Source organism: Aeromonas sp. ZOR0002 (assembly GCF_963866995.1).
Lineage (GTDB): Bacteria > Pseudomonadota > Gammaproteobacteria > Enterobacterales > Aeromonadaceae > Aeromonas > Aeromonas caviae.
The window spans coordinates 53,049-75,938 of the sequence record NZ_CAWMFQ010000398.1; the positions used below are offsets into that span (position 1 = coordinate 53,049).

General features: G+C 60.4%; 24 protein-coding genes. 11 read left to right on the top strand and 13 right to left on the bottom strand.

Annotation, left to right across the window (positions count from 1 at the left end):
* Positions 1-109 precede the first annotated feature (109 nt).
* From AACR77_RS22705 to rlmM, 4 genes are read left to right on the top strand one after another with little or no spacing between them, the layout of a single operon-like run.
* The gene (locus AACR77_RS22705) at positions 110-1,030 is read left to right on the top strand and encodes a transcriptional regulator GcvA (RefSeq protein ID WP_029313926.1); all 921 of its coding nucleotides are present in this window, start codon (positions 110-112) and stop codon (positions 1,028-1,030) included.
* Positions 1,031-1,042: 12 nt separating this feature from the next.
* On the top strand, positions 1,043-1,678 hold the full coding sequence (locus AACR77_RS22710) for an alpha/beta fold hydrolase (RefSeq protein ID WP_042877859.1): 636 nt from the start codon (positions 1,043-1,045) through the stop codon (positions 1,676-1,678).
* A 43-nt stretch (positions 1,679-1,721) separates the two neighbouring features.
* Complete coding sequence (locus tag AACR77_RS22715; protein ID WP_010673377.1) at positions 1,722-2,108, top strand: DUF423 domain-containing protein; 387 nt, start codon at positions 1,722-1,724, stop codon at positions 2,106-2,108.
* A complete protein-coding gene (gene rlmM / locus AACR77_RS22720) occupies positions 2,101-3,195 on the top strand; it encodes a 23S rRNA (cytidine(2498)-2'-O)-methyltransferase RlmM (RefSeq protein ID WP_039040704.1) in 1,095 nt (364 codons plus the stop codon). Before AACR77_RS22715 ends, rlmM begins: the two co-directional genes overlap by 8 nt.
* A gap of 66 nt (positions 3,196-3,261) precedes the next feature.
* Here the strand turns inward: rlmM and AACR77_RS22725 are convergent, their stop codons facing one another.
* The 7 genes from AACR77_RS22725 to queF all read right to left on the bottom strand — a co-directional run bounded on the left by AACR77_RS22725 (position 3,262) and on the right by queF (position 12,337).
* On the bottom strand, positions 3,262-3,705 hold the full coding sequence (locus AACR77_RS22725; protein ID WP_041211281.1) for a hypothetical protein: 444 nt from the start codon (positions 3,703-3,705) through the stop codon (positions 3,262-3,264).
* Between the two features lie 120 nt (positions 3,706-3,825).
* Positions 3,826-4,833, bottom strand: a complete 1,008-nt coding sequence (locus tag AACR77_RS22730) for an isocitrate dehydrogenase (RefSeq protein WP_010673380.1) — start codon at positions 4,831-4,833, stop codon at positions 3,826-3,828.
* 88 nt (positions 4,834-4,921) lie between these two features.
* Positions 4,922-5,773, bottom strand: a complete 852-nt coding sequence (xni, locus tag AACR77_RS22735; protein WP_052224722.1) for a flap endonuclease Xni — start codon at positions 5,771-5,773, stop codon at positions 4,922-4,924.
* A gap of 127 nt (positions 5,774-5,900) precedes the next feature.
* On the bottom strand, positions 5,901-7,256 hold the full coding sequence (gene ppnN, locus AACR77_RS22740) for a nucleotide 5'-monophosphate nucleosidase PpnN (RefSeq protein ID WP_010673382.1): 1,356 nt from the start codon (positions 7,254-7,256) through the stop codon (positions 5,901-5,903).
* Positions 7,257-7,414: 158 nt separating this feature from the next.
* Entirely contained in the window at positions 7,415-9,016 is a 1,602-nt protein-coding gene (locus tag AACR77_RS22745; RefSeq protein ID WP_042015871.1) for a GGDEF domain-containing protein, read from the bottom strand.
* Positions 9,017-9,101: 85 nt separating this feature from the next.
* Positions 9,102-11,372 (bottom strand): hypothetical protein, encoded by a 2,271-nt coding sequence (locus tag AACR77_RS22750; protein WP_039040700.1) that lies wholly within the window; start codon positions 11,370-11,372, stop codon positions 9,102-9,104.
* A gap of 116 nt (positions 11,373-11,488) precedes the next feature.
* On the bottom strand, positions 11,489-12,337 hold the full coding sequence (queF, locus tag AACR77_RS22755; RefSeq protein WP_042864268.1) for an NADPH-dependent 7-cyano-7-deazaguanine reductase QueF: 849 nt from the start codon (positions 12,335-12,337) through the stop codon (positions 11,489-11,491).
* Positions 12,338-12,442: 105 nt separating this feature from the next.
* On the opposite strand from queF, the gene syd reads away from it, so the two are divergent.
* Positions 12,443-12,991 (top strand): SecY-interacting protein, encoded by a 549-nt coding sequence (syd, locus tag AACR77_RS22760; protein WP_039040699.1) that lies wholly within the window; start codon positions 12,443-12,445, stop codon positions 12,989-12,991.
* A gap of 73 nt (positions 12,992-13,064) precedes the next feature.
* Here syd and AACR77_RS22765 read toward each other — a convergent pair whose 3' ends face one another.
* The 5 genes from AACR77_RS22765 to AACR77_RS22785 form a co-directional block, all read right to left on the bottom strand.
* The gene (locus AACR77_RS22765) at positions 13,065-13,850 is read right to left on the bottom strand and encodes a Zn-ribbon-containing protein (RefSeq protein WP_042877861.1); all 786 of its coding nucleotides are present in this window, start codon (positions 13,848-13,850) and stop codon (positions 13,065-13,067) included.
* 9 nt (positions 13,851-13,859) lie between these two features.
* A complete protein-coding gene (locus tag AACR77_RS22770; protein WP_042877863.1) occupies positions 13,860-14,165 on the bottom strand; it encodes a DNA-binding protein in 306 nt (101 codons plus the stop codon).
* A gap of 158 nt (positions 14,166-14,323) precedes the next feature.
* The gene (locus AACR77_RS22775; protein WP_042877865.1) at positions 14,324-14,560 is read right to left on the bottom strand and encodes a DUF2789 domain-containing protein; all 237 of its coding nucleotides are present in this window, start codon (positions 14,558-14,560) and stop codon (positions 14,324-14,326) included.
* A gap of 59 nt (positions 14,561-14,619) precedes the next feature.
* On the bottom strand, positions 14,620-14,916 hold the full coding sequence (locus AACR77_RS22780; RefSeq protein ID WP_039039421.1) for a DUF3301 domain-containing protein: 297 nt from the start codon (positions 14,914-14,916) through the stop codon (positions 14,620-14,622).
* A gap of 68 nt (positions 14,917-14,984) precedes the next feature.
* On the bottom strand, positions 14,985-16,013 hold the full coding sequence (locus AACR77_RS22785; RefSeq protein WP_042877867.1) for a DUF3549 family protein: 1,029 nt from the start codon (positions 16,011-16,013) through the stop codon (positions 14,985-14,987).
* 197 nt (positions 16,014-16,210) lie between these two features.
* Between AACR77_RS22785 and AACR77_RS22790 the strand changes: the two genes are divergently transcribed.
* From AACR77_RS22790 to AACR77_RS22800, 3 genes are all read left to right on the top strand, one after another.
* Complete coding sequence (locus AACR77_RS22790) at positions 16,211-16,546, top strand: YqcC family protein (protein WP_010673392.1); 336 nt, start codon at positions 16,211-16,213, stop codon at positions 16,544-16,546.
* The gene (truC, locus tag AACR77_RS22795) at positions 16,546-17,322 is read left to right on the top strand and encodes a tRNA pseudouridine(65) synthase TruC (protein WP_324046314.1); all 777 of its coding nucleotides are present in this window, start codon (positions 16,546-16,548) and stop codon (positions 17,320-17,322) included. Before AACR77_RS22790 ends, truC begins: the two co-directional genes overlap by 1 nt.
* Before the next feature lie 184 nt (positions 17,323-17,506).
* Positions 17,507-17,947: a flavodoxin gene (locus AACR77_RS22800; RefSeq protein ID WP_042877869.1), complete on the top strand. Its 441-nt coding sequence runs from the start codon at positions 17,507-17,509 to the stop codon at positions 17,945-17,947.
* A 71-nt stretch (positions 17,948-18,018) separates the two neighbouring features.
* On the opposite strand, the gene AACR77_RS22805 is transcribed toward AACR77_RS22800, so the two are convergent.
* Complete coding sequence (locus tag AACR77_RS22805; protein ID WP_154109896.1) at positions 18,019-18,159, bottom strand: hypothetical protein; 141 nt, start codon at positions 18,157-18,159, stop codon at positions 18,019-18,021.
* Positions 18,160-18,474: 315 nt separating this feature from the next.
* Between AACR77_RS22805 and AACR77_RS22810 the strand changes: the two genes are divergently transcribed.
* The 3 genes from AACR77_RS22810 to ptsG all read left to right on the top strand — a co-directional run bounded on the left by AACR77_RS22810 (position 18,475) and on the right by ptsG (position 22,725).
* On the top strand, positions 18,475-19,797 hold the full coding sequence (locus AACR77_RS22810) for a maltoporin (protein ID WP_041214686.1): 1,323 nt from the start codon (positions 18,475-18,477) through the stop codon (positions 19,795-19,797).
* Between the two features lie 90 nt (positions 19,798-19,887).
* Positions 19,888-20,862, top strand: a complete 975-nt coding sequence (locus tag AACR77_RS22815; RefSeq protein WP_042877871.1) for a MalM family protein — start codon at positions 19,888-19,890, stop codon at positions 20,860-20,862.
* Positions 20,863-21,291: 429 nt separating this feature from the next.
* Positions 21,292-22,725, top strand: coding sequence for a PTS glucose transporter subunit IIBC (gene ptsG / locus AACR77_RS22820; RefSeq protein ID WP_010673398.1), 1,434 nt, complete (start codon positions 21,292-21,294; stop codon positions 22,723-22,725).
* The last annotated feature ends 165 nt before the right edge of the window (positions 22,726-22,890 follow it).

The window sequence follows — 22,890 nt, forward strand, 5'->3', positions numbered from 1 at the left end:
GAGCCATATGACAACGAATTGCGTGGCGAATTATGTTTATTCACTGGTCGACCCGCAACCGACAATTTATAATGCGCCCCATTAGAAAAATTCATCGTCGGCCGATTCCATGTCTCGTCGTTTACCTCCGCTCAATGCACTGAAAGCGTTTGAAGCCGCGGCTCGTCACTTGAGCTTTACCCGCGCAGCAGAAGAGCTGTTCGTGACCCAGGCAGCCATTAGCCACCAGATCAAGGCGCTGGAGGAGTATCTCGGCATCAAGCTGTTTCGCCGCAAGAATCGCTCCCTGCTACTGACCGAGGAGGGGCAGAGCTACTTCCTCGATATCAAGGACATCTTTGCCTCCATCTCCGAGGCGACCGACAAGCTGCTGGCCCGCAGCGCCAAGGGGGCGCTCACCGTCTCCCTACAGCCGAGCTTCGCCATCCAGTGGCTGGTGCCCCGCCTGGTCAAGTTCAGCGAACGCCACCCGGACATCGATGTGCGGATCAAGGCGGTGGACATGGACGAGGGGTCGCTGACCGACGACGTGGACGTGGCCATCTACTACGGCCGCGGCAACTGGCCGGGTCTTCGTTCGGACAAGCTGCACACCGAATACCTGATCCCGGTCTGCTCGCCCCTGTTGCTGACCGGCCCCAAGCCCCTGCGCACCCCGGACGATCTGACCCGCCACACCCTGCTGCACGACACCTCCCGGCGTGACTGGAAGGCCTGGTTCCGCCAGCTCGACATCGATGCCCCCAATGTCAATCAGGGGCCCATCTTCAGCCACTCCACCATGGTGATCCAGGCGGCGATCCACGGTCAGGGGGTGGCGCTCGGCCACAGCGTGCTGGCCCAGCCGGAGATCGAGGCGGGTCGTCTCATCTGCCCGTTCGAACAGGTGCTGGTGAGCAAGAACGCTTTCTATCTGGTGTGTCAGGAGCAGCAGTCCGATCAGGGCAAGATAGTGGCCTTCCGTGACTGGATGCTGGAACTGGTTGAGCAGGAAGAGGCCCGCAGGCGTGCCCGCCTTGCCGATGCCTGAGGAGTTGACCTGGTGACTGACCTGACAAGAGAGGGGGCGAGTGACGCCCCCGTTCGCATTTTGCTGGCCCACGGCGCGGGGGCGGGCATGGAGCACAGCTTCCTGGCCGAGTTGTCGCGACTGCTGGCGGGGCCGGAGATCGAGGTGGTGCGCTTCAACTTCCCCTACATGACCAAACGGGCTCAGGACGGCAAACGCAGGCCGCCGGACAGACAACCCGTGCTGCTGGCTCACTGGCGCGAGATGGTGCGCCAGTTTGCCCATCCCCGGCTGTTTCTGGCGGGCAAGTCCATGGGGGGAAGGATGGCGGCCGAGCTGTTTTGCGAGGGGGGCGACGAGATGGATGCTGCAGGATTGATCGTTCTCGGGTATCCTTTCCACCCCCCGGCCAAGCCCGACGCATGGCGGGGCGAGGTGCTCAAGCAGATCACGACGCCCACGCTGCTGCTGCAGGGGGAGCGCGATACCTTCGGTTCCCGCGCCGAGCTGGCCGATTTCCCCTTCTCACCTGCCGTATCGGTCCACTGGCTGACCGACGGGGATCATGGTTTCAAACCGAGAAAGGCGAGCGGCATGAGCGAGCAAGAGAACCTGCGCCTGGCCGCGGAGCGGGTCAAGGGCTTTATCGCGGCGGTGGGTCGCTCCTGACCATCTCGAGCGGGTCGAGAGAAGAAGCGTGCAAGGAGAGAAGATGCAGATCCAACGACATTGGCTGGTGCTGGCGGGTTTCTTCGGCCTGACGGCCACCATGCTCGGGGCCTACGGCGCTCATGGGCTGGCGGCGACCGGCATCGCCCCCTCGTTGCTGGCGGCGTTCAACACCGCCGTGCAATACCAGTTTTTCCACGCCCTGGCCCTGCTGGTGCTGGGGTTGTGCGGTGTGCGCGGCAAGGTGATCACCTTCGCAGGCGCCGTCTTTGTGCTGGGGATCCTGGGATTCTCCGGCAGTATTTACGCCATGGTGCTGCTTGGCAGCAAGGGGCTGGGGCTCATCACCCCGGCCGGTGGCCTCTGTTTTATGTTGGGATGGGCGGCTCTGATGTGGGCCGGCTGTCGTCTTGGAGGAAAGAATGAATAATCTGCTGCTTTATTGCCGCCCGGGTTTTGAGAAAGAGGCGGCGGCAGAGATCACCGAGCGTGCCGGCAACATGCAGTGCTACGGCTTTGCCCGGGTCAAGGACGACAGCGGCTATGTGATCTTCGAGTTGTATGACGAGGAGCAGGCCGATCTGCTGGCGCGCAAGCTGCCGTTCCGCGAGCTCATCTTCATTCGCCAGATGCTGGTGGTGACTCACGAGCTGAAAGATCTGGAAATAAGCGATCGGGTCTCTCCCATCCTGGAGGCGGCGAGCGGTTACGCCATCTGCGGTGATCTTCGGGTTGAGACGGCCGATACCAACGAGGCGAAGGAGCTCTCCGCCTTCTGCCGCAAGTTCACCGTGCCGCTTCGCCAGGCGCTGCGCAGCAACGAGATCCTGACCAAGAAGGAGACCCCGAACCGTCCCGTGTTCCACGCCTTCTTCCTGGCCAATGACCACCTGATGCTGGGGTACTCCTACTCCTTCAACAACTCAGCCTTCCACATGGGGATCCCGCGCCTGCGCTTCCCGGCCGATGCCCCGAGCCGCTCCAGCCTCAAGCTGGAAGAGGCGTTCTACGTCTTCGTGCCGAAGGAAGAGTGGGACTTGCGCCTGTGCTCCGGCCTGAAGGCCGTGGATCTTGGCGCCTGCCCGGGTGGCTGGACCTATCAGCTGGTGCGTCGCGGCATGATGGTGACGGCGGTGGACAACGGCATGATGGCCCAATCCCTGATGGACACAGGTCAGGTGAAGCACATCCGTGACGATGGTTTCGTGTGGCGGCCGAGCAAGAAGAATACCTACTGGCTGGTGTGCGACATGGTGGACAAACCGGCGCGAGTGACCCACATGGTGGCCGACTGGTTCAGGGAAAACGACTGTCAGGAAGCCATGTTCAACCTCAAGCTGCCGATGAAGAAGCGCTACGCCGAGGCGGTGCACAACATCGAGGTGCTGCGCGGACTGCTGGCCGAGATCGACGGCGGTTTCATCATTCAGGCCAAACAGCTCTATCACGATCGCGAAGAGATCACGGTGCACGTCTACAACAAGTTCTGGGTCTCCAAGCTGGCACCCAAGTCCTGAAGCAGCATCGGGAACAGGGCATGAAAAAACCGGACGGCGACGTCCGGTTTTTTTGTGTCTGGGTCATCAGAATCGGTAGTCCAGACGCATCATGGACTCGTCGTCGGTGATCTTCAGCTCAATTTGCAGGGGAATGGTCTTGTCACTGGGGTTGAACTGCATCTTGACGCCATCCCCGCGAAGCTTGACCGAGGTGTTGATGCCGCCAGCGTTGAACTTGATCCTGGGCTTTTGCTTTTCGAAGGAGAGGCTGACGCTCTTCTCTGCCGTGAGGTTAAGCTTCTGATAGGGGGTGACCTGCCGATTGCCGTTGCTGTCGGTGGTGATATCCACCCCCAGAGAGAGCGGCTTGGGCTGTTTGAGCAGATCGTTGGTATCCAGGGTGGATTGCCAGGTCTGCTTGGCTGGCGCCTCGTGCTGGGGAGGCGGCGTCAACCAGGCATTGTCGACTGGCCTGTCTAATGCCGTGGCACTGCTGCTGACGATCAGCAAGATGAAAGTAGCACGCATGGTGGATCTCCTTATCCCTCATATCAACATAGTATTCATCTGGCGAGGGAGGTAGGGAGGCGTTGGCATAAAACAAAGGGAGCCGAAGCTCCCTTTTAAAATCATATGGTTGGACTCTATTTATAGACGGTCGATGATGGCCTGGGTGAATTCGCTGGTGGACGCAGTGCCCCCCAGGTCACGGGTCACCCGATCACCGGACTCGATGGTCGCCCGCACGGCCTCGCGAATGCGCTCCGCCTTGTCCTGCATGCCGAGATATTCCAGCATCTGGATGGAGGCGAGGATCACCGAGGTGGGGTTGGCGATGTTCTTGCCGGCGATGTCCGGCGCAGAGCCGTGTACCGCTTCGAAGATGGCGGCCCCTTCACCGATGTTGGCGCCCGGCGCCATGCCCAGCCCCCCCACCAGACCGGCACAGAGGTCCGAGAGAATGTCGCCGAACAGGTTGGTGGTGACCATCACATCGAAGCGCTCCGGGTACATCACCAGGTTCATGCAGGCGGCGTCGACGATCATCTCCTCGTTCTGGATGTCCGGGTAGCGGGCCGCGACCTGACGGGCCACTTCCAGGAACAGGCCGGAGGTGGACTTGAGGATGTTGGCCTTGTGGATGATGGTGACCTTCTTGCGTCCTTCCTGGCGCGCCAGCTCGAAGGCGAAGGTGACGATGCGCTCGGCCCCTTCCCGGGTGATGATGCTCATCGCCTCGGCGCTCTGGTTGTCATCGCTGCGCTTCTGGCCGGCACCGGAGTACATGCCTTCGGTGTTCTCGCGCACCGTGATGATGTCGATGTTGTCGTAACGGCTCTTGGTGCCCTTGAAGGAGAGGACGGGGCGCACGTTGGCGTAGAGATTGAACTTCTTGCGCAGGGAGACGTTGATGGAGGTGAAGCCGCCGCCGACCGGAGTGGTGAGCGGGCCTTTCAGGCTGACCTTGTTCTTCTCGATCAGATCGAGGGTGGCCTGGGGCAGCAGCTCGCCATGTTTTTCCAAGGCTACCAGACCGGCGTCTGCGTATTCGTAGTCGAAGTCACAACCCGCGTGGGTCAGGATCTGGATGGCGGATTCGATGATGCTGGGGCCGATGCCGTCGCCCGGGATGACGGTAATCTTTCTTTTTGACATGAGGCGTATCCACTTCTAGGGAACAGAGGGGGAGGATTCGTCGGCTTTATACCATTTTTGCACCACATCCTCCATGTTTCTTTACATTTTACCCATTTATGTCAACAGGTACGGCCTGTCTTGGGAAATGGTGTGCTGGGGAGCACGCCCCGGCATCAGGGATGGGAGGGTAGCGGATCTCCCGCAGGTTGAACCCGAGCGGGATATCGTGCTGCAGCCGGACCAGGCGTTGGGCCAGCAGGGCCTCTTCCCGGTGCTGGCGCAGCTTGAGCAGGGGTCTGGTGGCCTCCTCCCGCTCACAGGCCTCCAGCATGGCAGCCAGGTCCCCGTATTGCTGCAGCAACTGGGTGGCGGTCTTGGGGCCGATGCCGGGCACCCCCTTGATGTTGGAGCCGCCGATACCGGTCAGGGCCCAGAAGTCCACAAGCTGGGTCGGTGTAACGCCGTACTGCTGCTGGACGAAGGCGGCATCCAGCCAGCGTTTGTTGAAGTAATCCCGCACCCGGATCTGCGGGCAGATGAGCTGGCAGAACCCCTTGTCGGTGGAGATGATGGTGGCGCTGGCGCCGTGCTGGGCAATGCCGCTTGCCAGGGTGGCGATGAGATCGTCCGCCTCGTCGGTCTGGGAGAGCAGGGCATCCACACCGCACTCCCAGAAGGCGTCCTGCAGGTCGGCAAGCCCTTCTCTCAGCTCATCCGGCATGGGGGTGCGGCCCTCCTTGTAGGGGGGATAGAGCGTCTTGCGCCAGCTGTGGACCTCACCGTCAAAGACCGCGATGGCGTGGGTCGGCTGGCTGGCCGCCAGGAGCTTCTTGCAGGTGTTGATGAGGTTGGCACGGGTGGCGAGCAGGGCCTGAGCCGGGGTCAGTCCCTGCTGGCTCTGCACCGCGTGCAGTCGGCGGATGAGGTTGAGGGCATCGATGATGAGCAGGTGTGGCATGGGGCACTCCGGGCGTCGGGGATTGCCATTGTAACAATGGTGGCGTCTCCTGCTAACCCCGTAGAAGACCAGTCAATGAAAGAGGGGCTCATGGGCCCCTCCGGTGCGGTGCATTGTGATGTCCCGACTATTTGACTATCTCGTAGCAGGGAACGTACTGGCTGCCCGGCAGCTTCATGCGCTGCTGCTTGACGAAGCTTTCCAGCAATCTGTCCATCAGGTGCATCAGCTCCTTGTCGCCGTGCAGCTTGAAGGGACCCTTCTTCTCGATGGCCCTGATGCCCCCTTCCTTGACGTTGCCTGCGACGATGCCTGAGAAGGCGCGGCGCAGGTTGGCTGCCAGCAGCTGGGGCGGCTGGTTGCGATGCAGATCCAGGCTGGCCATGCTGGCGTGATCCGGCTCGAACGGCAGCTGGAACTCGGGCTCGATCCGCAGGGACCAGTTGAAGGAGTAGGCATCTCCCACCGACTTGCGGTATTCGCGGATCTTCGGCATCGCCTCCTTCATCACGCGGGCCACCTCGGGCGCATCGCCGATGATGATCCGGTAGAGACTGGTGGCGGCTTCCCCCAGGGTCGCCTTGACGAAGTCGTCGATGGCGCGGAAGTAGTCGGCGCTCTCTTTCGGGCCGGTCAGCACGATGGGGATGGGTTGGCGATCGTTGGCCGGGTGCATCATGATGCCGAGCAGGTAGAGCAGCTCCTCGGCAGTTCCGACCCCGCCCGGGAAGATGATGATGCCGTGACCCAGACGCACGAAGGCTTCCAGCCGCTTCTCGATGTCCGGCAGGATCACCAGCTCGTTGACGATGGGGTTCGGCGGTTCGGCGGCGATGATGGAAGGCTCGGTGAGACCGATGTAACGGCCGTTGCGCACCCGCTGCTTGGCGTGGCCGACGGCGGCCCCTTTCATGGGGCCCTCCATGGCACCCGGACCGCAACCGGTACAGATGTTGAGCTCGCGCAGACCCAGCTCGCTACCCACTGCCCGGGTGTACTGGTATTCCACTTCGTTGATGGAGTGGCCGCCCCAGCAGACCACCAGGTTGGGATCGGCGCCGGGCAGGATCGCCTTGGCGTTGCGCAGGATGGCGAACACCACGTTGGAGATATGGGTGGAGCTGGTCAGGTTGACCAGACGATTGGACTCGAGCTGGGTCGACACATAGAGAATGTCCCGCAGCACGGAGAACAGGTGCTCCTGGATGCCGCGGATGATCTCGCCGTCGACGAAGGCGTGCTCGGGGGCGTTGAACAGCTCGAGCTTGACCCCGCGCTCGCGCCGGATCACGTGAATATCGAAGGATTTGAAACGTTCCAGTATCTCTTTGGAACTGTCGGTATGGCTGCCGGAGTTGAGGACCGCCAGCGAGCAGTTGCGAAACAGTTGATAGATATCGCTGGAGGCCGTCTGCTTGAGGCGATCCACCTCGAGCTGGGACAGCAGGTCCATGCTGCCCACGGGATTGATGTGTGTGATCATAATTTCCCCTTTCACTCGCTTGTTATCGTTGTGCTTTCCCTGGGGAGAAAACGGGATGCTTTGGCATCCCTCGGGTTCGATAGTAGAGGCAAGGGGGTGGGCAGGGGAATAGGGGGACTGTGCGTTTGCCGCTTTTTTAGCCGCCCCTCAAAGCGGATTCAGGCGAGATTGACCTGATCCCGGCCGGAGTGCTTGGAACTGTAGAGCGCCTTGTCGGCGCGCTCGAACGCATCCGTGGTATGGTCGCCGGTCCGAAACAGAGTGGCACCGATGGAGATGGTGATCTCGACCCTGGCATCGCGAAAGCGGAACGGGATGCTCTTGATGGTCTGACGCAGGTTCTCCAGCGGCTTCTGGTACTTGTCCGGATTGATGTTCGGCAGCAGGACCACGAACTCCTCACCGCCAAAGCGGGCGATGAAGTCGGTGTCGCGCAAGGCGTTCTGCAGGGCCTTGGCAACCACCTTCAATGCCTTGTCGCCGGCCATGTGGCCGTAGTTGTCATTGATGTGCTTGAAGTGGTCGATGTCGATGATGGCCAGGCACAGGGGGGTGCCATAGCGTAGCCAGCGTTTGTATTCGAGCTCGAGCCGCTCGTCCAGGGCCGCCCGGTTGTGTACCTGGGTCAGGCTGTCGAGGAAGAGCTTGTGTTTCTGGATGGTGAGCCGCTTCTTGTACTCGGCGGTCTCGTCCTTCATCAACCTGAGCTTGGCTTCCATGTTGGAGAGGTGGGTGAGCAGGTGGCGCTCGCGGTTGGCCATCTCCTCCCGCTCCTGCTGCAGCCGGCGGATGGTGTCCAGATGCCCAGAAATGGCGCCCCTGAGTATTTGTGGCGAGTCATGGGCTGCCATGGCGCGATCGATGGCGGCGAGTTCCCGCTCCAGCGCCTGTCCGCTGAGATGGGCGGCATTTTGCAGCGCCCGCCCTTCATCCAGGGATTCGGTAAAGCTGTAATGGACCGAGGAGAGACTCTCGTTCAGGGTGCTGAGAAACGCCTGGGAGGCTTTGCGCTCTTCCCGGGTACCCTCGATGATGAGTTCGATGATCTGCAGGCAGACTTCGGCCAGCAGGGCAGGGGTGATGCCCCCGAGCAACTGGCGGCGGATGTCTGCGAGGCTCTCGCCCACGGCGCCGGCAAAGTCGAGCTCGGTGATGAGACGCTGCAACTCGTCTGAAATCTGGGCATGTGCCTTGACGTCAAAGGAGTCGGTAGGGGCCGGGCTGGAGAGCTCGGTGGGGATCTCCGCTGAAGGGGGGATCAGCGGCTTGCGCGGCAGCAGCTGGATCTTGATCGCCTGCTGGTAGAACTCCAGCAGCCGGATCACCTTCTTCTGGTGATCGCCGATGCCGTAACTCTCCGGGCTGGCGAGAAACTCCTTGAGGGCGCGGCGGGTATCTTCTGGAAACCCCTTGATGGTTTTGAGCTGTTTGCTGCCGAGATCGATGGCTGCCCGGGTCAGGCTGATGGACTCTTCCATGGTGTGGCTGTGCTGCTGCAACAGCTTCTCGATGGCGTTCAGATCGGCATCGATGGAGGTAAGAGGAGGGTTGCCTTCAAGTTTCTGCTTGAGCTTGGCGAGCCGGTTGTCGAGCTCGCGATCGTGGCCGCGACAGGCTTGCATCAACTTGCCGATGAACTGGATACTGCGGGTGCGTTCGGCATCGGAGAAGCTCGCCATGCCGTCAAGCTCCTGCTGTTTCTGCTGGAGGGATTCCCTGAGTCTTGCCAGTTGTCCTGTTACGGCAGCCATATCATTCATTCTTCAGGTCGCCCTGTTGTCATTATCGTTTTTGTTTCGTCCAGCAACAGAAAGCCAATCAAAGACCCCGTTGAGTACCTTTTTGTCACGGATTGTCCGCAACCTTCGTCCGTGAAAGCGCAAGCCAGTTAACCCATTGCTTTTCATGAGAAGAATTTACTTTTACCAGTCCCTTGTCAATTGCCATCAAGCAGCATTGCCACACATCTCCGTTAAAAAATGCGGCCTGCTGGCAATCGATGGCAGCCAGCTCAAGCCAGACGCTCTGCTGGCATTTTTCGCTGAGCTGAATGGCACCCGAGAGGGCCAGGTAGCAGAGATCGAACAGGCCGTGGTGATCGAGGGCCATGGCCGCCTTGGGCAGGAAGGGATGACTGACGATGCCGAGGCTGATGCGCCTGTCCAGCGGGTGCTCGCAGGGGAAGGCTGCCAGGGTGTCGAGCAGGGTCTGGGCCAGCTGATGCAACTGGGCCACGTGGCGCTGGGGCACCACATAGAGCAGGTGGCCTTCGCGCAGGTCGTAGATGCGGCCATCCTGCGGGGTCAGTTCGTTGACGTAGCGGCCGAAGGCCTGCTCTATCTCGCGGCTGACCTGATAGCCGTGCTGCTCCAGGCTGTTGATCAGGAAGGGAACCCGGAACAGCAGGTAGTGCAGCTTGTCGTCAAATTCGCTGGTGGGGCGTTCGCTCAGGTACCAGCGCTCGGATTTCTGCTGGCGCTTGGCCATCTCCCGCGGCCAGCGACTCATCAGTCGCTGCCAGTTGGCCAAGCCGCTGCGCGGCTCTACCAGCAGGGCCTCTCCCAGCTGTTTGGCATGAAGGCGCGCGACCCGCAGTTTCAGCCAGAGGGTGAAGAACAGATAGATGAAGAGTGCCAGCAGCAGCCCGGTGCTGACGCTGGTCCAGAGGTATCGCTCCTGCTGGTGCTGGCTGGCGTCGAGTTGCTGCTCCAGCTCCTTGACCTGTTGCACCCGCTCCACCTGGGCGTAGTTGTCGCGCACCGCCTCCTGCTCCAGCGCTAGCTGTTGCTGGCGAACCAGTTCGCTGCGCTGGTGGTAATTCTTGTAGCTCTCCAGGGCCTGCTGGAGGTAACCCTTCTGCTCATAGGCGACGGAGAGCAGGCGGAAGATCTCGAACTGGCGCCGGATGTCCCCAATCCGGTTGGCCAGGGTGAGGGCGTTCTCCAACTGCAGGATGGCGATGCCCGCCTCCTGCTGCTTGAGGTGCAGCTCTCCCAGCAACAGCAGGGTGTCGATGAGCGACTCCTTGTCATCCCCCAGCTCATGGGACTGGCGTGCGGCGTTCAGGTAGTTTCGCGCCAGGTTGAGATTGCCGGTCTGCAGGTAGGTCTTGCCTATCTCGAACTTGAGGTGGGCGATGCGGGTGCGGTTGCTGCTCTCATCCAGCAGGTCGAGGGCATTGAAGAAATAGACCAGCGCCATGTTCATCTCGCCCTGATCCCGGTTGAGGCGGGCGAGCACGATCAGGGCGTCGCTCAGCATGGAAGGATTGCCGAGAGCATGAAAATAGTTGGCCGCCTCGCTGGCGTATTGCAGCGCTTTTTGTGGCTCCTGCTCTTCCTGATAGAGGCTGACCATCTGGTTCGAGAGCAGGCCGAGGAAGAGGGGATCCTGCAGGGGCTTGGCTTGCTGTTGTGCTTCGATGTACTCCCCCAGTGCAAGCTGGGGCTGACCCAGAGCCTGATAGAGATCCCCGCCCACGGCGCTGGTCCAGGCCCTGGCCAGAGGCTGTTTGGCGTGATCCGCCCATTTGCGGGTCTCGGCCAGCTGCTGTTTGGCGAGATCGAATTGCCGTTCCTCTATGCTGGCGTTGACGCGCAGCAAGCGGCTGTAGACCTGCAACTGGCTCTCCTTGAGGTCGGGATTGGCCAGCAGTTTGTCGAGTTTGTCGAGCAGGGGGGCCGCGGCGCCATGGGTATGCTGTTGCAGGTTGCGGCTTCTAACCAGTAGATAGAGCCCATGGGCCTGCAGCTCGAACTGCTGCTCTTTCTCGGCCATGGCGATGCCCTGCTCGAAGGACTCCTGTGCCGGGGCGAACTGCCCTAGCTGCTGCAGACACTCCCCCTTGAGCAGATAGGCGCCCGTGGTCTGGGTGGCGGTACCGTAGTTCAGCATCGGCTCGCGATAGCCGTACTCCTGACGGTTGCTGATGATCTGCTTGGGATTGTTGGCCGTGCGTTCGAGGAAGGAGGTGGCAATCTGGGCACATCTGGCGGGATCGGTCAGCACTAGGGTCTGGGCCTGCTGCAGGTCGATGGACAACTGCTCCTTGGCCAGATCCAGATCAGGAGCCGACAGGGAGGACATCATCATTGCCAGAAAAAACAGTTGATTCATTGGATTAAGAACGGCACGGAGGTGCAGGCATGTTATCCAAGCCCACCCCCGCCCGTCCAGAGTTTACTGAGGTGATGCGCAGCGGGCCGCAGCCCGCAGGATGGCGGCGCCGGTGATTACTGGCGAATGAGGCGCAGGTTCGCCGGAACCGGCTCCCAGTCGCTGCGGAAGGGGTTGATGTCCAGGCCGCCGCGGCGGGTGTAACGGGCATGGACGGTCAGTTGTTCCGGGGCGCAGAAGTGCTTGAGATCGGTAAAGATGCGCTCGATGCACTGCTCGTGGAACTCGTTGTGCTGGCGGAACGAGATGAGGTAGCGCAACAGCTTCTCCCGGTCGAGACGCGGGCCGCGATAGTGGATCACCACGGATCCCCAGTCCGGCTGGCTGGTCACCAGGCAGTTGGACTTGAGCAGGTGGCTGTGCAGGGTCTCCTCCACGATCTCGTGACCGGCGGCCCCTTGCAGCAGGGTCTCGTCAAACTCGTAGCTATCCACCTCGATATCCAGGCTGTCGATGCACTCACCGGGCAGCTGGGCTATCTGGTGGGGGGCCTGGTCGAGGGTGAAGAGGGTGACGCTCACCGGGGCACCAGCACAGCCACTCAGGTCCTGAACCAGCAGCGCCTGCACCGCCTCCAGGGAGTCGCAGCGGGTCTGGTTGAAGGAGTTCAGGTAAAGCTTGAACGACTTGGACTCGATGAGATTCGGGCTGGTGGCCGGCACAAAGACCTCCCCGATGGCAACCACGGGCTTGCCTTTGGCATTGAGCCAGGAGAGTTCATACAGGGTCCAGACGTCGCACCCCTGGAACGGCAGTTCACCTCTCAGGCCAAGATCGTCGCGGTTCAGGCTGCGTGGCACGGGCTGCAGCAGACTCGGGGTGTACTGGCTGATGTAGGCTGACTGCTGCCCCAGGCTCAGGCCTTGCAGCGCACTGGCGCCGGCGTATCTCTCTTGTTTGCTCATGCTGGTTTGCTCACGCTTGTCTGATAAGGGGTTTGATGGTGCAATGGCCCGATTTTTCGATCAGGTACTTGCGGCCATCAGAGGCCGCTATTGTGGGGAATATCGATGTCGGATCAAGTCCTGTCTGCCCTGGAGCAGTTCTTTTTACGCTGGCAGCGCGATGGCGAAGGAAGGCGGGGGCTGCCCCTGTGTGACTGGGAGGCCGACTGGCGCTCTCCTTGCGAGCTGGATGAACCCAGGGAGGGTCGGGTCGCCTGGCGTCCGTTCCAGCGGGAGCAGGCAGCCGACTTCACGGCCATGGCGAACGCCCTGGAGCTGACCCTGCATCCCAGCGCCATCGCCCTGTTTGGTCACTGGTTCAGCCGCCCTCTGCCCTGCTCTTTCAAGGGGCTGCGCATCGAACTCATCCTGCCGTGGAACGATGCCGATCTGGATCTGCTCAAGGAGAACCTCATCGGCCACCTGCTGATGCTGCGCAAGTTGAAGCGATCCCCTTCACTCTTCATTGCCACGACCCGCAACGAGATGACGCTGGTCTCCCTCGATAACGAGAGCGGCCAGGTGTGGCTGGAGTGGCTGGACACCGGACGGCGCCTGACGCTGGCCCCCTCGTTGCCGGCCTTTCTGGCGCGACTGGAAACCTTGCCCCAGTGATGCCCCAAAAGAGAGGGCCTTGCCACCTGACAAGGCCCTCTCTTTTTAATGCGCCATTGTGCGCGGTAGGCTCCTACTCCTTGAAGTCCCAGGAGAGGTTGGAGACCAGCCTGCAAGGCTCGCACCTGAAGTCGAAGATCTCGTGCAGGGGGGCGGCCAGCGCCCATGGGCCACCACAGCCAGGGCAGGGGCGAGCCCGCTCTTCGGCAGCGCTCAGGCCACCTACCCGGTAGAGATAGTAATAGGTGGGGATGCCGCTCAGGAGCTCCAGCCGTCTGGCGAGATTACTGCCCCGGCGATGAAGGCGGCTGCCCACCTCGCCGATTTCGTGTAGGGCGGCGTGTTCGGCGATGGAGCCGTTCATCTGCAACTGATCGCAGGCTTCCCAATCTTCCTGCCACTTGATGATCTGCTTGTGGTCACCGTTGGCGACGGCGGGCAGCCGATAGAGCGGGATGGGAGCGAAGTGGTCGCCGCAGCGCAGGGGGGAGCAACTGTGCAGGAAGCTGGTGTAGAGCAGCATCCAGCTGGGGCGCTCTCCCTGCTCTGCGCACGGGTCCGTACTGTCCGAGAGCAGATCCGCCCCTTGCAGGTGGAGTTTGGGGGCGAGCAGGCCCGCCTGGTGCAGACCTTGCTCGGCAAGGGTGACCAGCTCGCTCTGGTTGTCAGGGTGCAGGCTGTCCTGCTCCGGGCAGACCACCCGGCTGACGAAATAGCCTTCGTGCATGCTGGTGGGAAACTCCCGCCCCAGGATCTGCCCCTGATAGCGCAGCATGTCGAGGTAGTGGACGATGGCCCGTTCGGCCTCCCCGAGGGAGGTATCGCGGTAGCACTCAAAGGTGAGTTCGAGGATATACATGGCGATGGGTCAATCCGGCTTCTGGTTGAGCAGCAGATCGGTGAGGCGATCGACCTTCTGCTCCAGCCGGGCGAGCTGCTCGCTCAGTTGCTGAAGAGTGACGCTTTCCGTAGCCAAAGGGGGCGCCTCGGGGACAATGGCGGGGGCGGGCGCTGTCGACGCGGGCTGGGGTTGTTGCTTCCACTGGCTCAGCACCTTGAGCAGCTCGGCCATGGGCACGGGATGGCTGAGGCGGGCCTTGACCATGGCGGTAGAGGGGGTGATCCCCCTGGCACTGAGTTCGTTGGCTATCTGGATGATCTCTTGGGCTGACATCTTGGCTCCTGCACGGCCGTCTTGCTGCGGGTGGATAGTGGCACAGAGCTTAATCAAAGCCTGTCCATCAGGAAAGCGGAGCGAAGGGCGTGGGTGGCGAGAGGGAGGGGATTGGCGGCTCCGCGTCTACCCAACGCTGGCCGCCGGGAGTGCGGGGATCAGGTCCCCTGGCGCAGCATCACATCCAGCTGGTCGATGGCTTCCGCCCAGTCGGCGTCGTGGCTGAGGGCATCGCGCAGAAAGCCTGCCTGGGAAGGCGTCCAGAACGGCGCGTCGGGCAACTGGGTATGGCGATCGATGGGATGGTTGCGGATAAAACGCTGCTGGCTGATGTCGTCACTGGCCAGCCCCAGCTGGGCAAACAGGGCGGCCATGTCATGGGTGAGCAATTCCATGTCGGTACTCCTTGGAAGGGGGCTGTGGAAGAGTATAGCCAGCCCCCGTGCTCTCAAATCTAGGAGGGGAGACGATGGGGTGGCAGCTCGACACCGGCGACATGCAGCCCCTGCATGCAGAGCTGTCCCTGATAATGACTCTCTCCGTCGCTGGAGAACTCGAACTGGTAGTAGGTGAGCAGGCGCAGGGGCTTGTGCCCCAGGGCGCGGTGTGTCCGCGCCAGCGACAGCAGTTGCAGGTCATGGTGCTGGCAGTAGCGGCGCATGTATTGCCAGGCCAGCTCCGCCTGGCGGCGCTGTTGCCAGAAGGCCCAGCCAACGAGGCCGAGCAGCAAGATCCCAAGCATTTCTCCCATCAGCGGGTTCCTTCTGTGATGTGTGTGGGGCCCTGTTCACCCCAGGCAACAGGGCCGTCGTGCCGGGCCTAGGTGGCAGCGAACAGGCGACCGATGGCCAGACCCAAGGCCTCGCTGCGTTCGGGGTCACGCAGTTTTGCCAGCATATCATTGCGCAAGGCCGGTAGCGTGACGAGCTCGGCAAATACCTGGTTGAAGAACTGGGTGGGTTGCAGGGCGAGCTGCTCCAGAAACAGGCCGAGCAGTTCGGGGTGTTTCAGATCGGGCCAGAGGCGGCCAGCGATGGCGAGGAGCAGGGAGGGACTTGGCCGGGTTTGCAGCAGGGTCAGCAGCTTGTTGGTGCGCAGTCCGTTGCCCGGGCAGGAGGCCAGTGCCCGGCACAGATAGGCCAGGGTTTCGGGGTCAGGCTCGGCGCACTCCTGCTCCTTGCCGATGCGCTCCAGCAATGCGCCTTGCAGGGCAGGGGGCAGGGGGGCGTTCTCCAGGCTCTGGCACAGGGCGTAAAGGGGGGCCTGCGGCAGCATGGGCAAGGCCTTGCAGACCAGTGCCAGGTTGCGTTCAACCTGCAGCCGCTCAGCGAGATCTGCAAACCCTTGCAGTCCCAGTGCCTGCCACCCCTCTTCCCCCGGCGCCGCCAGATAGTGGCAGAGGGCCTCGTAGTAAGCGGAAGGGGCTTGTTCCAGCTGGCGGGCCAGCTTGGCGTGCACACCGGCCATCTTGGCCTCGGCCGGACGGAAGGTGTAGGGGTTGTCCGCCAGACGCTGGGCCTTCTCTTCGTCCAGTTCACCGGTGAGCTTGTAGCCCAGAGTCTCTACCACCTGATCCATGAAATGCTTGGGGCCGCTGGAGATGAGCAGGCCGCGTTCATCGAGGGCGAACTTGAGGAACCAGAGGTAGTGCCTGGATTCGGTTGGCTGGAAGAAGTGCACGCCGAGCCAGGCGTGCTGCTGCAACGGCCAGGGGTAGGGCTCCTGCTGCTGCTCGATGCGCACGAAGAGGTCGCTGGGGAGCGGGCGCACCTGGCGGCCCAGATCGAACAGCTGGAACTGGGTATCGGCCTGGGTCAGAAACTCGGTCAGGGTGTTGATGGAAGACATGAAGAGATCCCGCTTGAAGATAATGCGGGCGATTATAAGGGGGCTGCACCAGATAGCCAGAGGCGGTGATGCAGGGGATGAAGGTGACGGCAACATGGCAGCCATTGCGGGGTCGGTGTATAGTAGCGCCCCTTTTTGATGGCCGTATTGAGTGGGGCCCCGTCGAAGACCGGGCCCGCGATGAGGAAGTGAGCGAGATGAATCAATATCTGCTGGTTGCCGGTCTGCTGGGAGAGCTGACTGCCGAGTTGCAACGTCTGGAACGCTGGCAAGCCGACCATCCGGGGAGCGAGGCGCTGGCAAGCGAGCTGCCGTTCTGTGTCGATACCCTGAGTTTCGATCAGTGGCTGCAGTTCGTGCTGATCCCGCGCATGGAGCAGCTGGTGCTGCTGCAGGCACCGCTGCCGACCAGCGTCTCCCTCTATCCCATGGCGAGTGAGGTCTATAAAGAGGAGCTGGCGGAGGTCGAGGCCCTGCTTCGTCTGATCGCCCGTTTCGATCTGCTGCTCTCCGGCAAAGTGGTCGAACAATGATGGACGAGCAGACCCGGACAGCGGATGCCTTGCAGCCGACTCTGCTCTATCAGGATGACTGGCTGGTGGCGGTGAACAAACCGTCCGGTCTCCTGGTGCACCGCAGTTGGCTCGACAAGGCCGAGACCCGTTTCGCCATGCAGATGACCCGGGATCTGATCGGGGGTCGTCATGTCTACCCCGTGCACCGACTGGACAGGCCCACTTCGGGTGTGCTGCTGTTTGCTCTCGATCCTGCCGTGGCCCGCACCCTGACCGAGGCCTTTGCTGCCCGTCAGGTCCACAAGGAGTACCTGGCACTGGTGCGGGGATGGGCCCCCGAAGAGGGGCTCATCGACTATCCGCTCAAGGAGCAGCTGGACAAGATTGCCGATGCCTTCAGCGACCCGGATCGCCCCGCCCAGGAGGCGGTGACCGCGTTTCGTCGTCTGCATCAGGTCGAGTTGCCCTTCGCCGTCTCCAAGAAGCATCCCACCAGTCGCTACAGCCTGGTCCGCCTCTTTCCCAAGACGGGGCGCAAGCACCAGCTGCGCCGCCATCTGGATCACCTGTTCCACCCCATCGTTGGTGATACCACCCACGGGGATGGCCGGCACAACCGCTTCTTTCGCGAGCACTACGGGTGCGACCGCCTGCTGCTGATCGCGCACCGTCTGAGCTTCGAGCATCCGGTGCTCAAGGTGCCGATGCGGATCCAGGCGCCCCTGGGCCCCGAGGTGCTGGGTCTGTTCGCCCGTCTGGGCTGGCCTGCCAGCGAGCAAGACTACGGCGCCTGAGCCTCTTTCCATCTGTTGCCTCTGACCGGGCTGTGGCATGCTGTAACCCAGGTACGTCAGAGGAATGACTTATGGCTCAACGAGATATCGCCTGCGCAATCGCGTGCCCCCCGCCTGTTCAGGGGGGCTCTTCCTACCCATCCCGGTCTTGCCGGGCCCAATGTCTGTCCCTGAGGAGTCTCTGATGGCCGAGATCGACATCCTGGTCGGCACCGTCTACGGCTCTGCCATGCTGGTGGCCGAGACCCTCTGTGACCACCTGCAAGCCGATGGCCATGTCTGCCAGATCTTCGATGACGCGGCGCTGACCGACATCGATGCCTCCCGCTTTCTGCTCATCGTGACCGCCACCACGGGGCAGGGGGATATACCGCCCAATTTGCAGCCCTTTGCCAGTGCCCTGGCCGATCGTGCTCCTTATATGAAGGGATGGCGCTATGCCCTCATCGCCATGGGAGACAGCAGCTATGAACACTTCTGCGGAGCGGGGCGAACGCTGGATGCGCTGTTGCAGGAGCTGGCTGCCGAGCCACTGGTTGTGCACCTGGAAATCGATGCGACGGTAGAAGATGAGCCTGAAGTGGCAGCGCTGGCTTGGTTGAAAACCTGGGAAAATAGACTGTAGCCAGACCCTTCTCTCCGAGAATAAATTCACCTCCGTGAGTGTGCTGACGGGGGTGTTTTATTTTTGGGGCGTCACGCCTCAGCCTCCAAATATATCCTCTCTTTCGTCCGGTTATTTTTCTCGCCAATGATGATAACCGGTTGGCCATATTCATCATCACCCACGACAAATTGAAAAATTAAAAGTTCCGCATTGAAAGCGATTTCAGTCATGTTTTTGCTACTGCGACACGGATTTATCACTTAACTCTCGTCGCGAATTAATATCTGAAAGCGATTTCTTTGGTTGTTGTTTTTCTTTTTTGTGCTTTTCATGGGTGATTGGTGCCAACAAATGCAAATTTATTGACCTGTTGTTGCTGTGGTCGTGGGTGGCGTGCGATTTGTCATCGTTTTGTGAATCAGCTCATGTTTGCAGGGAATTTGGGTACATATAATCGACCTCGGTTATCACCAAAACGTTTTTCCGGTGATAAGAACTTGAATATCAGGATCACACTCCTCTCAGCGGGAATAAGGAAAATGAAAATGAAAGCAAAGTGGCTCCCGATCGCTGCAGCAGTAACCGCAGCCCTGGCTTCCCAAGCCGCCTTCGCCGTTGATTTCCACGGCTACTTCCGTTCAGGTGTCGGTGTTTCCGGTGACGGGGACATGGTCAAATACAACGTCAACAAGGTTGGTCGTCTGGGTAACGAAAATGATACCTACGGCGAAGTCCAGCTGGGTCAGGAAGTCTTCAACAAAGATGGCAAGACTTTCTACGTAGACTCCATGTTCGCCATGGCGTCCAACGGCTCCAACGACTGGGAAGGTACCGGCACCGTCTGTAACTTCGATGCCAAGCAGTGCAACGGCGACTCCGACTTCGCCCTGCGTCAGTTCAACGTGCAAGCCAAGGGGCTGCTGGGCTTCGCGCCGGAAGCCACCCTGTGGGCCGGTAAGCGTTACTACCAACGTCACGACATCCACATCTCTGACTTCTACTACTGGAACATCTCCGGTGCCGGCGCCGGTATCGAAGGCATCCAGGCTGGTCCTGGCAAGCTCTCCCTGGCCTGGGTCCGCAACGACCGCAGCGCGGGTGATGTCTTCGGTCAGTACACCCAGACCGGTGTAGATGGCAACGGTGATCCGGTTTACCAGAAGAACGAAGATCTGAACGTCAACACCCTGGACGTGCGTTATGCCGGCATCCCGCTGTGGCAGGACGGTTCTCTGGAAGTGGGCGCCATGTATGCCCTGGTCAATGAGACCGACGCCCAGAAAGATCTGAAGAACGACAACATGAAGAACGGCGTCATGCTGACTGCCGAACTGACTCAAGGCATCTTCGGTGGCTTCAACAAGACCGTGCTGCAGTACGGTACCGAAGGCTACTCCAAGACCATGGCCTTCTACGGTGACGGTTCCTGGTATGGTGCCGAAGCCAAAGCCGGTGCCGATGGCTACCGTATCATCAACTGGGGCGTCATCCCGATGGGCAACTCCTGGGAGATGGGTCACCAGCTGGTCTACGGTGTAGGCAACGAGATGTGGAACGGTAACGACAAGTACGAAACCATGTCTGTCGTCGCTCGCCCGATGTACAAGTGGGATGACTTCAACAAGACCATCTTCGAAGGCGGCTACTTCCAGGACAAGAACAAGTCCACTTCCGGTACCACCGACAAAGATGGCGCTTACAAGCTGACCCTGGCTCAGGCCTGGTCTGCCGGCTCCAGCTTCTGGGCCCGTCCGGAAATCCGCGTGTTCGCCACCTACCTGAAGAACACCGAAGACCAGAACGCCTTTGAAGGCAACACCTCCAAAGACACCTATCAGGTTGGCGTACAAGCAGAAGCCTGGTGGTAAGCAATATCTTCAGTTAAGTTAGTCACTGCCCCCTTATGGGGGCAGTTTTGTTTCGCATGATGTGGCAACCGGGTTATGGAGATAAGAAGAATGAAACTGGTAAAGATGTCTATCGCGGCCATGGTTACCGCGCTGCTGGCCGGTTGTTCCGGTAGCATGGTGGTGCCCGTGCAGGAGCACGCCTCCATTCTGAGTAATGCCGATCAGGCCAAGCAGGCGCTCTCCCAGGCAACCAGTTGTTGCACAGGGTTCAACGAATTCAATTATGTCTCCCTGCCGGAAGGCGAGACGCTGCTGGCCATCGACGGCAAGCAGCCCAGTTATCAGTTTGACGAGGGCATGAGCTATTTTGCCGCTTATCGTCTGCCGGCCAATACCGGCAATCTGGCCATCACCCTGGCCTCCCAGGTCAGCAAGACGGTCCTGGTTCCCAAGGTGATCATGCTGGATGCCCAGTTCAAGGTGACTCGCGTGCTGGGTGAGTCGGTCTTTGCCTATCAACCAGCCCACCTGCTCGACAACGACAGGATTGAGGGGCGTGTGTTCGTGGACCGCAGCATGCCGGGCAATCCCGCCACTGAAACCTATATGGTGGTCTATGCGCCGGCCAACGAGACGGCGGGCAGCACCACCATCTTGCACCCCGCGAAGGCCTTTGCCCGTGCCAACGGCACGGTCGAGCCGGATATCAAGGACCCCGTGATCCCGCATTCGCCCTGGGGTCTGGTACAGATAAAGGTCACGGACATGGCCAAGGGACAAGGCCTGGAAGCCGTGTTCAAGCCTGAATACGCCGACAAGGTGGCGATGAGCCAGGCCAAGCCTGCTACCACTGCCGTGGCTGCGACGGCGGCCACCACGGCAGCCGTTGCCGCAGAGCCGAGCAAACCGACTCCCGCCATGCTGAGCGAGACCGAGAGCTTCTACAACGCCCAGATCGAGAAAGCGGTGAAGGCCGGTGACATCGACAAGGCGATGCAACTCGTGAATGAAGCCGAGCGCGCCGGTTCAACCAAGGCGAAATCGGTCTTTATTGATGCAGTGAAACGTTCACAGAAGAACTAAATATCTCGGTTTATTAAAATCGATATTTATTGGAGGCCTCCCTTGTTGGAGGCCTTTTTAATCGGTAGACTGGATAATATAAATCCGCAATAAGTTACATTCAGTTACAGTAAGTATCGTTGGGTATTATTTGGTTTCTTTGTGATTTATTTTGAAGTGGTTTATTTCTTTTTGCGGCGAAGCTATAACAATACGAAATAATATTCAAGACAGTCCCCTCTCTGCTTATTTATTATCTTGTGATCTCTCCTCCAAATTTATTATTCCCTTGTTTCCGACAGAGGCATTTCCACCCCCGCTGGGTTATATTCTGCTGGTCAAAATAAACAACCCGGAAAACGCACTTGGCGCAGTGACGGATGAAGCACATCGTCATCAATAAACTGCCCTGAGTCGTTGTCGGAAAAAAATCCATTCAGGAGCGCACACATGTTAAAAAATGCTTTCTCTAATCTGCAAAAGGTCGGTAAGGCGCTGATGCTGCCCGTATCGGTCTTGCCCGTTGCAGGTATTCTGCTGGGGGTGGGTGCTGCCCACTTCAGCTGGTTGCCGGAAATCGTCTCCCAACTGATGGAGCAGGCCGGTGGTTCCGTATTCGGCCAGATGGCTCTGCTGTTCGCCGTGGGCGTCGCCCTTGGCTTCACCAATAACGACGGTGTTTCCGGCCTGTCCGCCATCGTCGGCTACGGCATCATGACCGCCACCCTGACCGTGATGGCGCCTGTGATGGGTGTCGAGAAGATCGATACCGGTGTGCTGGGTGGTATCCTCGCCGGTGGCGTGGCTGCCTGGGCGTTCAACCGCTTCTACAAGATCCAGCTGCCAGAGTACCTCGGCTTCTTCGCTGGCAAGCGCGCCGTGCCCATCATCACCGGTTTTGTTTCCATCGGTCTGGGTGTCGTGCTCTCCTTCATCTGGCCGCCGATTGGTGGTGCCATCGGTGCCTTCTCCGACTGGGCTGCCAACCAGAACCCGGTCCTGGCCTTCGGTATCTACGGCGTGGTTGAGCGCTCCCTGATCCCGTTCGGTCTGCACCACATCTGGAACGTGCCGTTCTTCTATCAGGCTGGTACCTGCGTCAACGCCGCCGGTGAAACCGTACACGGCATCATGACCTGCTTCCTGACTGCTGATGACGCTTCCCGTGCTGCCGGCAACGGCTTCGGTCAACTGGCGGGTGGCTACCTGTTCAAGATGTTCGGTCTGCCTGCTGCCGCGTTTGCCATTGCGCACTCCGCCAAGCCGGAAAACCGCGCCAAGATCGTAGGTATCATGGCTTCTGCTGCCCTGACCTCCTTCCTGACCGGTATCACCGAGCCTATCGAATTCTCCTTCCTGTTCGTGGCCCCGGTACTGTACGCCATCCACGCTCTGCTGGCAGGTCTGGCCTATGTCCTGACCAACATGCTGGGTGTCGTTCACGGTCACACCTTCTCCAACGGCTTCATCGACTTCGTGGTGCAATCCCCGCGTGCCGACAACATGCTGCTGCTGGTGGGTCTGGGTCTGGTCTACGCGGTCATCTACTACGTGGTCTTCACCGTGGTCATCCGTGCCATGAACCTGAAAACCCCGGGTCGTGAAGACGAAGCTGCCCAAGAGTCCTCTGCCGGTCAAAGCAAGGACGAGATGTCTGCTGCACTGGTCTCCGCCTTCGGTGGCAAAGAGAACATCGCCTCTCTGGACGCCTGCATCACCCGTCTGCGTGTCGGTGTGAAGGATGTGGCCAAGGTTGACCAGGCTGGTCTGAAGAAGCTGGGTGCCGCCGGTGTGGTGGTGGCGGGTTCCGGTGTACAAGCCATCTTCGGCACCAAGTCCGACAACCTGAAAACTGAAATGGACATCTGGATGAAGAGCAACTGATTGTCGCTCCGATATCCGAGTTCCGAAAAGGGAGGCGCAAGCCTCCCTTTTTGCTGGGTTGCGTTTGGTGGCGGGACATGTGCGGGGGCTTTCCTGACGGCGCCAGCATGGTGTGACCCAATGAAAAGGCTATGTCCCAATTACGTGTTGCATCGGGTGCCCTAG

Coding starts and splice junctions, on each gene's coding strand:
- rlmM (WP_039040704.1), top strand. CDS start 2,101: ATGAATAATCTGCTGCTTTATTGCCGCCCGGGTTTTGAGAAAGAGGCG.
- AACR77_RS22775 (WP_042877865.1), bottom strand. CDS start 14,560: ATGGAATTGCTCACCCATGACATGGCCGCCCTGTTTGCCCAGCTGGGG.
- AACR77_RS22715 (WP_010673377.1), top strand. CDS start 1,722: ATGCAGATCCAACGACATTGGCTGGTGCTGGCGGGTTTCTTCGGCCTG.
- AACR77_RS22750 (WP_039040700.1), bottom strand. CDS start 11,372: ATGAATCAACTGTTTTTTCTGGCAATGATGATGTCCTCCCTGTCGGCT.
- AACR77_RS22705 (WP_029313926.1), top strand. CDS start 110: ATGTCTCGTCGTTTACCTCCGCTCAATGCACTGAAAGCGTTTGAAGCC.
- xni (WP_052224722.1), bottom strand. CDS start 5,773: ATGCCACACCTGCTCATCATCGATGCCCTCAACCTCATCCGCCGACTG.
- AACR77_RS22805 (WP_154109896.1), bottom strand. CDS start 18,159: ATGACTGAAATCGCTTTCAATGCGGAACTTTTAATTTTTCAATTTGTC.
- AACR77_RS22800 (WP_042877869.1), top strand. CDS start 17,507: ATGGCCGAGATCGACATCCTGGTCGGCACCGTCTACGGCTCTGCCATG.
- AACR77_RS22815 (WP_042877871.1), top strand. CDS start 19,888: ATGAAACTGGTAAAGATGTCTATCGCGGCCATGGTTACCGCGCTGCTG.
- AACR77_RS22780 (WP_039039421.1), bottom strand. CDS start 14,916: ATGGGAGAAATGCTTGGGATCTTGCTGCTCGGCCTCGTTGGCTGGGCC.
- AACR77_RS22810 (WP_041214686.1), top strand. CDS start 18,475: ATGAAAGCAAAGTGGCTCCCGATCGCTGCAGCAGTAACCGCAGCCCTG.
- ptsG (WP_010673398.1), top strand. CDS start 21,292: ATGTTAAAAAATGCTTTCTCTAATCTGCAAAAGGTCGGTAAGGCGCTG.
- AACR77_RS22770 (WP_042877863.1), bottom strand. CDS start 14,165: ATGTCAGCCCAAGAGATCATCCAGATAGCCAACGAACTCAGTGCCAGG.
- AACR77_RS22785 (WP_042877867.1), bottom strand. CDS start 16,013: ATGTCTTCCATCAACACCCTGACCGAGTTTCTGACCCAGGCCGATACC.
- AACR77_RS22725 (WP_041211281.1), bottom strand. CDS start 3,705: ATGCGTGCTACTTTCATCTTGCTGATCGTCAGCAGCAGTGCCACGGCA.
- syd (WP_039040699.1), top strand. CDS start 12,443: ATGTCGGATCAAGTCCTGTCTGCCCTGGAGCAGTTCTTTTTACGCTGG.
- truC (WP_324046314.1), top strand. CDS start 16,546: ATGGACGAGCAGACCCGGACAGCGGATGCCTTGCAGCCGACTCTGCTC.
- AACR77_RS22790 (WP_010673392.1), top strand. CDS start 16,211: ATGAATCAATATCTGCTGGTTGCCGGTCTGCTGGGAGAGCTGACTGCC.
- AACR77_RS22765 (WP_042877861.1), bottom strand. CDS start 13,850: ATGTATATCCTCGAACTCACCTTTGAGTGCTACCGCGATACCTCCCTC.
- ppnN (WP_010673382.1), bottom strand. CDS start 7,256: ATGATCACACACATCAATCCCGTGGGCAGCATGGACCTGCTGTCCCAG.
- AACR77_RS22745 (WP_042015871.1), bottom strand. CDS start 9,016: ATGAATGATATGGCTGCCGTAACAGGACAACTGGCAAGACTCAGGGAA.
- AACR77_RS22730 (WP_010673380.1), bottom strand. CDS start 4,833: ATGTCAAAAAGAAAGATTACCGTCATCCCGGGCGACGGCATCGGCCCC.
- queF (WP_042864268.1), bottom strand. CDS start 12,337: ATGAGCAAACAAGAGAGATACGCCGGCGCCAGTGCGCTGCAAGGCCTG.